General features: G+C 72.4%; 4 protein-coding genes. 3 read left to right on the forward strand and 1 reads right to left on the reverse strand.

Annotation, left to right across the window (positions count from 1 at the left end):
- The 3 genes from ACWDS7_RS43615 to ACWDS7_RS43625 all read left to right on the forward strand — a co-directional run.
- Nucleotides 1–602 (forward strand): hypothetical protein (locus tag ACWDS7_RS43615; protein WP_451934080.1); only part of this gene is annotated, 602 nt, incomplete at its 5' end.
- 12 nt (nucleotides 603–614) lie between these two features.
- The gene (locus ACWDS7_RS43620; RefSeq protein WP_451934081.1) at nucleotides 615–2,753 is read left to right on the forward strand and encodes an SPFH domain-containing protein; all 2,139 of its coding nucleotides are present in this window, start codon (nucleotides 615–617) and stop codon (nucleotides 2,751–2,753) included.
- Between the two features lie 8 nt (nucleotides 2,754–2,761).
- Entirely contained in the window at nucleotides 2,762–7,930 is a 5,169-nt protein-coding gene (locus tag ACWDS7_RS43625) for a DNA repair ATPase (RefSeq protein ID WP_451934082.1), read from the forward strand.
- Nucleotides 7,931–8,068: 138 nt separating this feature from the next.
- On the opposite strand, the gene ACWDS7_RS43630 is transcribed toward ACWDS7_RS43625, so the two are convergent.
- On the reverse strand, nucleotides 8,069–9,137 hold a 1,069-nt coding region (locus tag ACWDS7_RS43630), incomplete at its 5' end, for a bifunctional metallophosphatase/5'-nucleotidase (RefSeq protein ID WP_451934083.1).

The raw sequence follows: 9,137 nt of genomic DNA on the forward strand, positions 1-9,137 counted from the left end.
GCCATTTTGTCGATGCCGCATTAGCTTTTCCGACCGTTCTGTTCACATTCCCGCTCGTGGTGATCATCGGTTACTGGCTGCTCGTCGTGTTCGGCGGCGCCGGGTCCGACGGTGACGGCGGGACGGAGTCCGCCGGATCCGGCGGGCTCCTGGGAGGTCTCGGGCTGGGCGGGGTGCCGGCCGTGGTGACCGTGTCGCTGCTGGCCGTCATCGGGTGGTCCGTGAGCCTGGCCGGCGGCGTGCTGTTCAGCGGCGTCCCCGCGCTGACCGGCGTGCTGGTCGCGGCGCTCGTCTGCGCCTGGGCCGGCGCCCGCCTGGCCGTGCGGCCGCTGCGCCGCGCCGCCCTGAGGGGGCGCGGACCCTCCCGCGCCGATTTCGTGGGCCGGACGTGCGTCATCCGCACAGGCCGGGTGGACGCGGCCTTCGGCCAGGCCGAGGCCACCGCCCCGGACGGTTCTTCCGCTCTCGTTCAAGTCAGGCAGACCGGCGACGACGCTTTCGACGCCGGCGACACCGCCCTGATATTCGCCTACGACCCCGCGGGCGAGTTCTTCTGGGTGATGCCGTACGACGCGGAACTCGACCCCGACCGTCCTATTTAGCCGAAGGACCACATGGACGTCATATCCACCGGATTCGGCATCCTCCTCGCCGTCATCCTCCTCATCGTCATCGGTCTGCTGTTCGCCGCCGGCCGCCTGTTCAACAAGGTCGAGCAGGGCAAGGCGCTGATCGTCTCCAAAATCAACTCGGTGGACGTCACCTTCACCGGGGCGATCGTGCTGCCCGTGTTCCACAGGTCCGAGATCATGGACATCTCGGTGAAGACCATCGAGATCGAACGGACCGGCCGCGAGGGCCTGATCTGCCGGGACAACATCCGGGCCGACATCCGGATCACCTTCTTCGTCCGGGTCAACAAGACCGCCGAGGACGTCGTCAAGGTCGCCCAGGCCATCGGCACCGCCCGGGCCAGCGACCAGGAGACGCTGCAGGAGCTGTTCAACGCCAAGTTCTCCGAGGCGCTCAAGACCGTCGGCAAGCAGCTCGACTTCGTCGACCTCTACACCCAGCGCGACCACTTCCGCGACCAGATCATCCAGGTCATCGGCACCGACCTGAACGGCTACAGCCTTGAGGACGCGGCCATCGACTACCTGGAGCAGACCTCGCTGCTCTCCCTCGACAAGAACAACATCCTCGACGCGCAGGGCATCAGGAAGATCACCGAGCTGACCGCGATCGAGCACGTGCGGACCAACGAGTTCCAGCGGCACGAGGAGAAGGAGATCACCCGCCAGAACGTGGACGCGCGCGAGGCCATCCTCGAACTGGAGCGCCGCCAGGCCGACGCGGAGGCCAAACAGCGGCGCGAGGTCGAGACCATGCGCGCCCGCGAGGAGGCGGAGGTCGCCAAGGTGCAGGCCGAGGAGCGGCTCAAGGCGCTGGCCGCCGGTCTGCGCACCGACGAGCAGCTCGGCATCCAGCACGAGAACCAGGCCCGCGAGATCGCCGTGGCGGCGAAGAACCGCGAGCGGGTGATCGCCATCGAGTCCGAGCGGATCGAGAAGGACCGCATGCTGGAGGTGATCTCCCGCGAGCGGGAGACCGAGCTGTCGCGCATCGCCAAGGACAAGGAGCTCGAAGGTGAGAAGCGCTCCATCGCCGAGGTGATCCGGGAGCGGATCGCGGTGGAGAAGACGGTCGCCGAGCAGGAGGAGAACATCAAGCGCCTGCGCGTGGTCGAGGAGGCCGAGCGGACCCGCCAGGCCGTGATCATCCAGGCCGAGGCCGAGGCTCAGGAGAGCCTGGTCAAGGACATCAAGGCGGCCGAGGCGGCCGAGGCGGCGTCCCGGCACAGGGCGCGCGAGGCGCTGGTGCTGGCCGAGTCGCGGCAGCAGGCCGCCGAGCTCGACGCCCGCGCCAAGATCCGCCTGGCCGAGGGTGTGCAGGCCGAGGCGGCCGCGGCCGGCCTGGCCGAGGTGCAGGTGCGCGAGCGGGACGCCGCGGCGATCGAGCAGGTCGGCCGGGCCGAGGCCGCGGTCGAGCGGGAGAAGGCACTGGCGCTGGCCGAGGGCGAGCGGGCCAGGGCGCTCGCCGCGGCGGTGGGCGTGCGGGAGCGGCTCAAGGCCGAGGCCGAGGGCGAGCAGGCCATGGCCCTCGCGGCCGCCTCGGCCGTCGGCGAGAAGCTCAAGGCCGAGGCGGAGGGCCTGACCCAGAAGGCGGCGGCGATGGCCGCGCTGGACGACGCGACCCGCGCCCACGAGGAGTACCGGCTGCGGCTGGAGGCGGACAAGGAGATCCGTCTCGCCGGGGTGGACGTCCAGCTCAAGGTCGCCGAGGCGCAGGCGGCCGTGCTGTCGGCGGGGCTGGCCAAGGCCAACATCGACATCGTCGGCGGCGACAGCGTGTTCTTCGACCGGCTGATGGGCTCGATCACCATGGGCAAGACCGTGGACGGCTTCGTGCGGCACTCCGACGTCACCCAGGCGTTGGCCGGGCCGTACCTGAACGGCTCGCAGAGCCTGCCCGCCGACCTGACCAGGATGCTGGGCTCGCTCGGCACCGCCGACGTGCGTGACCTCTCCCTCTCCGCCCTGCTGGTGAAGCTGATCAATTCGGGCGGGGCCGACGCGGACAGGCTGCGTGACCTGCTGGGCGCCGCGCAGGAAACCGCCGCTCCCCCGGTCCCCTCTGACACCCGGGTCGTCGCCGAGGCCCCGGTCGCCGCCCTCGACTCCGGCACGCGGTGACGGCCCCCGTGACAGAGGCCGTGACAGAGGCCGTCGACGCTCCGGACGGCCACACCGGGCTGGACGCGGGCACCTACGAGGTGCTCCGCGCCCGGCTCGCCGAGCAGGCGGCCGAGCTGGCCCGGCGGGCCGACGCGCTCAACACCCGGCGCATCGAGGTCTTCGGCGGGACCGAGCTCCGGCTCGTCGGCACCGAGCGGATCCGCACCGAGAACAACTGCGTCCCCCGCGACATCGTGGCGCTCGGCGGGGCCACGGGCCCGCACGAGGGGTCGGGAGACGGGCCGGCGGGCGGGCGTGACCACCGGCAGGGGCTCATCCTGTTCGGCTACAACGTGTTCATGGGGCTGAAGCCCGAGACGGCCGTCGGCGACGTCTTCTCCATGCACACGTTCGTGCGGGACACGACGGGATCCGGAGGCGGCCCGGACACCGGCGCGTTCCGGTTCGACCCCGCGCCGCTGCCCCGCCATCCGCAGTTCGAGCGGGACTTCGCCGAGCTCTACCGCTACTACCGGGGAACCCGGCTGCTCCGGCTGCGCCGGGTCGAGGACAAGATGCTGGCCGTTTTCCAGACGGGCCCGCAGGACACCCGCGTGCTGCGCTGGCGGGTCGAGACGGACGGCGCGCTCACCTACATCGACGACCGGGGCGAGCGCGACAACGTGTTCCCGCCCTCGCACGACTTCGAGTGGATGCCGGCCACCCGCGACGACCACGTGCTCGGCCGCCACCCGCACATCTCGATCCAGGGCGAGGTGTTCGTCGAGACCGTCGGCGGCGACCTCACCATCAAGATCGAGGACAACACCGAGACCGGTGAGGGCGTCTACCGCGAGCCGGTCGCCGAGCCGCTGCAGAGCCTCGCCGACGCCGACGTGCACCATGCCAGGATCGGCCCGCTGATCCTGCTGCGCATCCGGCCCTACAACGAGACCGAGTGGCGGCACCTGGTCTTCAACACCAGGACCAAGGGCGTGGTCCGCCTCGACGGCATCGGCCAGGCCTGTCGGCGCCTCCCCGAGGACCAGGGGATCGTCTTCCCCGGCGGCTACCACCTGTCCACCGGGGTCGGCAAGACCTTCGACACCGACGTCTCCGGCCTGGAGTTCGAGCGGGTCATCCGCTCGGCCAACGGCGAGGACGTGCTCTACGTCTTCCACGGCGGCGCCGAGGGCCGGTCGCTGCTGCTGCCGTACAACGTGATCCGCAAGCAGGTCTCCACACCCCTGTCCTGCCACGGCTACTCGCTGTTCGACGACGGCACGCTGATCCTGTTCAAGGCGGCCTCCGACGAGCCCTCCCGGGTCCACCCGATGCAGGTCTGGCAGACGCCGTACGTGTCGGACGTCCACGCCGCCGCCCAGCCGGCGGGTACCGGACCGCTGGAGCGGATCGGCAACGCGGAACTGGTGCGCGGGATCTCCGACTGCCTGTCGACGGCTCGGATGGTCGAGGAGATGGCGCCGTCGGCCCCGGTCTTCGAAGCGCTGATCGCGGCCTGCGCCCGGACCTTCGACCACTATCACTGGCTGGGCGAGCACGGGCTGCGCGGACCGCTCGCCGAGGTGCGGGCGACCGCCGAGCAGGTGCTGGAGGAGTTCGAGAAGGTCCGGTCGCTCACCGAGCAGGCCGCGGCCGCGCTGGAGGCCGCCGCCGGACAGATCACCTCCCTGGTACGGCGGGCGCACGCGCAGGCGCCCCGTTCCGCCCAGGGATGGATCACCCACCTCGCCGGGCTGCGGCGGGCCCGGGGGCATCTGGTGACCCTGCGCGAGCTGCGTCACGTGGACACCGGCCGGGTCGACGGGCTGGGCGCGGAGCTCGACGCCGAACTCGACGCCGCCGCGCGGCGGGCGGCCGACTTCCTGCGGGGAGAAGACGCGTTCGCGGGCTACCACGCGGAGGTCGAGCGGCTGGTCTCCGACGCCGGGGCCATCGCGACCGTGGCCGAGGCCGAGCCGATCGGCGAGCGGCTGGCCGGGCAGGCGCAGGGCCTGGAGGTCGTGGTCGAGGTGGTCGGCACGCTCGACATCGCCGACGCGACCGCGCGGACCGCGATCCTGGAGCGGGTCGGCGAGGTGCTCGGCGGGCTCAACCGCGCCCGCGCCACGCTGGACGCGCGGCGCGCGGAGCTGCTGGCCGGCGAGGGACGGGCGGCGTTCGCGGCCGAGTTCGCGTTGCTGGGGCAGGCGATCACCGGGGCGCTGGCGACGGCCGACACCCCCGAGCGCTGCGACGGACAGCTCGGCCGGCTGATGCTTCAGTTGGAGGGCCTGGAGTCGCGCTTCGCCGAGTTCGACGACTTCCTGGCCCAGCTGGCGGCCAAGCGGGAGGACGTCTACGAGGCGTTCTCCTCGCGGCGGCAGGCGCTGCTGGACGAGCGCACCCGCAGAGCCGACCGGCTGGCCGAATCCGCCGCCAGGATCCTGACCGGCGTGCGCCGCCGGGCGGCCGGGCTCGGATCGCTCGACGAGGTCAACACCTACTTCGGCTCCGATCCGATGGTCGTCAAGCTGCGCGGCGTGGCCGGGGAGCTGCGCGCGCTGGGCGACCAGGTCCGGGCCGAGGAGCTCGAAGGCCGGGTCAAATCCGCCCGGCAGGAGGCGGGCCGCGCCCTGCGCGACCGGCTCGACCTGTATGCCGACGGCGGCGAGACGATCCGCCTGGGACGGCACCGGTTCGCGGTCAACACCCAGGCGGCCGACCTCACGCTGGTGCCGTACAAGGGCGGGATGGCCTTCGCCGTCACCGGGACCGACTACCGCTCGCCGGTGCGCGACGAGACCTTCGCCGGGACCCTGCCGTTCTGGGACCAGTCGCTGGTCTCGGAGACGGCCGAGGTCTACCGGGGCGAGCACCTGGCCGCCTCCGTCCTGGCCGCCGCCGAGGCAGGCACGCTGAGCGTGGACGGGGCGGCCCTCTCCCCCGACGCGCTGCACGGGGCGGCGGTGGCCGAGGACGGACTGCTGGAGATCGTCCGCCGGGTGGCCGAGACCCGTTACGACGAGGGCTACGAGCGGGGCGTCCACGACCACGACGCCGCCGCGATCCTCGACGCCCTGCTGCGCCTGCGCGCGGGCGCGGGCCTGCTGCGCTATCCCCCGGCGGCGAGGGCCGCGGCCCAGCTCTTCTGGACCTTCGGCGCGGACGAGTCCTCCCGCGCGGCGTGGACCACCCGGGCGGTCTCGCTGGCGCGGGCGCGCACCCTGTTCGGCCGGGTGGACTCGGTGGAGGAGACCCGCGGCGCGCTGGGCTCGGCCGTCTCTGCCTTCATGCGGGGCCTGCTCGGCGACGGGACGTGGGGCGCGGCGGCCGGAGGTGACCGGGCGGCAGATGCGACCACCGGAGGCGGCCTGGCGGCGGGCGCTGCGGCCCGTACCGGCCACTCGCCCGGGGACGAGAACCGGGGCGAGGACCGGAGCGAGGACGGGGGCCGGGCGAGCGCGATCGGGCGGGACGACGGGGAGGTCTTCGAACTCGCCGGGGAATACCTCTTCGAGGAGCTGGCCGGCGGACCGCCCGGGTTCGTGACGAGCGCGGGGGCGCGGTCGCTGCTGGAGCGGTTCGACCGGGCGCTGGGGACGTCGCGTCAGGAGTTCGACGACGACCTGCGGGCGCTCGGGGACGACCTCGCCGGGCGGTACCGGCTGGCCGAGGCGTGGCTCGGGGCGTTCGAGCGGTCGGCCGAGCTGCCCGAGGCGGTGGCCGTACGGCTGTGCGAGGTGCCCCGGCACGACTCCTCGGCGGCCCTGACCACCACGGTCGAGGGCCTGCTCGGCACGCATCCGCGGATCACCGAGCGCAGGCTCGGCCTGCGGCTGGACGAGTTCCTCGGCCGGACCCGGCACTTCCGTGAGCACCGCGTCCCCGCCTACCGGGCCTACCAGAGGCGACGCAACGATCTGGTCGCCGCGGAACGGGCGCGTCTGCGCCTGGAGGAGTACCGGCCGAAGGTGATGAGCGCCTTCGTCCGTAACGAACTCCTTGACGAGGTCTACCTCCCGCTCATCGGCGACAACCTGGCCAGGCAGATCGGCGCGGCCGGTGACGCCAGACGGACCGACCAGATGGGCATGCTGCTGCTCATCTCGCCGCCCGGCTACGGCAAGACCACCCTCATGGAGTACGTGGCCAACCGGCTCGGCCTGATGTTCGTGAAGGTCAACGGTCCCGCCCTGGGGCACCTGGTCACCTCGGTCGACCCGGAGCGGGCGCCCGACGCGGCGGCCCGCCAGGAGGTCGAGAAGATCTCGTTCGCCCTGGAGATGGGCAACAACGTGCTGCTCTACCTCGACGACATCCAGCACACCTCCCCCGAGCTGCTGCAGAAGTTCGTCTCGCTGTGCGACGGCCAGCGGCGGATGGAGGGCGTCTGGGACGGCGAGGCCCGCACCTACGACCTGCGCGGCAAGCGCTTCGCGGTCTGCATGGCGGGCAACCCGTACACCGAGTCCGGTCAACGCTTCCGTGTCCCCGACATGCTCGCCAACCGCGCCGACGTGTGGAACCTCGGTGAGGTGCTGTCCGGCAGGGAGGAGCTGTTCGCGCTGAGCTACATCGACAACGCGCTGACCTCCAACCCCGTCCTCGCACCGCTGTCCACCCGGGATCGGGGCGACATCCGCCTGCTGGTACGGCTGGCGCAGGGCGACCCGTCCGTCCGGGCCGACCGGCTCTCCCACCCGTACTCCTCCGTGGAGCTCGGCGAGGTGCTCTCGGTCCTGCGCGGGCTGCTGCGCCTTCAGCGGGTCGTGCTGGCCGGCAACCGGGCCTACATCGCCTCGGCCGCCCAGTCCGACGCGTCCAGGACCGAACCGCCGTTCCTGCTGCAGGGGTCCTACCGGAACATGAACAAGCTCGCCGCCAGGGTCGTCCCGGTCATGAACGACGCCGAACTGGAGGCCGTGATCGACGACCACTACCTCGGCGAGGCCCGGACCCTCACCTCCGGCGCCGAGGCCAACCTGCTCAAGCTGGCCGAGCTGCGGGGCACCATGACGGCCGAGCAGGCCGGCCGGTGGGCCGAGGTGAAGGCGGCCTACCTGCGCGAGCGGGCACTCGGCGGCGCCGGGGACGACCCGGTGGCCAGGGCGGTCGGCGCGGTCGGCCTGCTGGCCGACCGGGTGAGCACGGCCATTGAGCAGGCCGCCGACCGCCTGGCCCCCGAGCCGTGAATCCGGCTGCCCGGGTACGGGAGCCGGCCCCGTACCCGGGCAGTGACCGGCACCTGTCACATGGCCGATGTCCTCCGATCGGACCGGCCGCCCGGGAACGAGGATTCCCAGGCCGACCCGGGAATCCTCGTGGCGGCCTTAGTGGAGGGCGGTGGCGCGGTCGAGGGCCGGTGGCGTCACCGTCTCGTGGCCGGCGAGATAGGTGCGGAAGGCCTCGTAGTCGCGGCTGCCGCGCACGGCGTCGGTGTAGCCGGTGAAGGCGGTGTAGCCGTCGGCGCCGAGCAGGGTGTAGGCCAGGGCGGCGAGCCGGTAGGTCCGGTCGGTCTGCAGCGGCCGGCCGTTGATCAGCACGTCCGCGGGGTTGACCCGCTCGCCGATCGGCCGGGTGGCGTCGTAGGAGTAGCGGACGTTGCCCGAGACGGCCAGCGGGGCGAAACGCGTGGAGCCGTTGGGCTGGGCCTGCCACTGCTGTTCCAGCGCCTGGTCGAGCTGGGCGCCGGTGACCGACACGGTGAGCACGGGGTTGGCGTAGCCGAAGGCCGCCCACGCCTCGCCGAACAGCACGGTGCCGTCGCGGTCGGCGGGGTCGGCGCCCTTGGCGTGGCGCAGGTCGCCGCGGAGGGAGGCCGAGCCCTTGGCCGGTGCGACGGCGACCATCGCCAGGTCGGCGTCGCCGCCCGGGGTGCGCCGGGAGTCGGCGTACTGGGCGTCGGCGGCGAGGTTGCCCAGGGCGCTCTCGCCGTCGGCGTCGCGGACCCGGGTGATGTCGGCGCTGATCGCGGCGACCGGCCGGGCGTAGGTCTGCGCGCCGCGGCTCTTCCAGTACTCGACCAGCTTGACCATCTCGGGGTCGGGGGTGACGTCGCGGGTGACGGGGTGGTTGACCGAGGTGGTGGCCGAGCGGATGACCTCACCGGTGCGCGGGTCGAGCTTCAGGTTGATCTCGTTGATCAGCCGTCCGTGGTTGGCCGCCTCGACCACCGGGCGGGGGTTGCCGTCCGGGTCGGGCAGCGAGCAGTTGAACAGGGCGTGCCAGTGTCCGGTGACGATCGCGTCGATGTCGGGGGAGGCGGCCTTGGCGAAGTCGAAGACCGGTCCGGTGGGGGTGGTGTTGCACCGGTCGTAGATGTCGCCGGCGGTGCCGCCTTCGTGGATGTTGGCCACGATCGCCTTCACGCCCCGGCGGCGCAGTTCGGCGGCGTAGCGG

The sequence above is a fragment of the Streptosporangium sp. NPDC003464 genome, assembly GCF_053588315.1.

Coding starts and splice junctions, on each gene's coding strand:
- ACWDS7_RS43620 (WP_451934081.1), top strand. CDS start 615: ATGGACGTCATATCCACCGGATTCGGCATCCTCCTCGCCGTCATCCTC.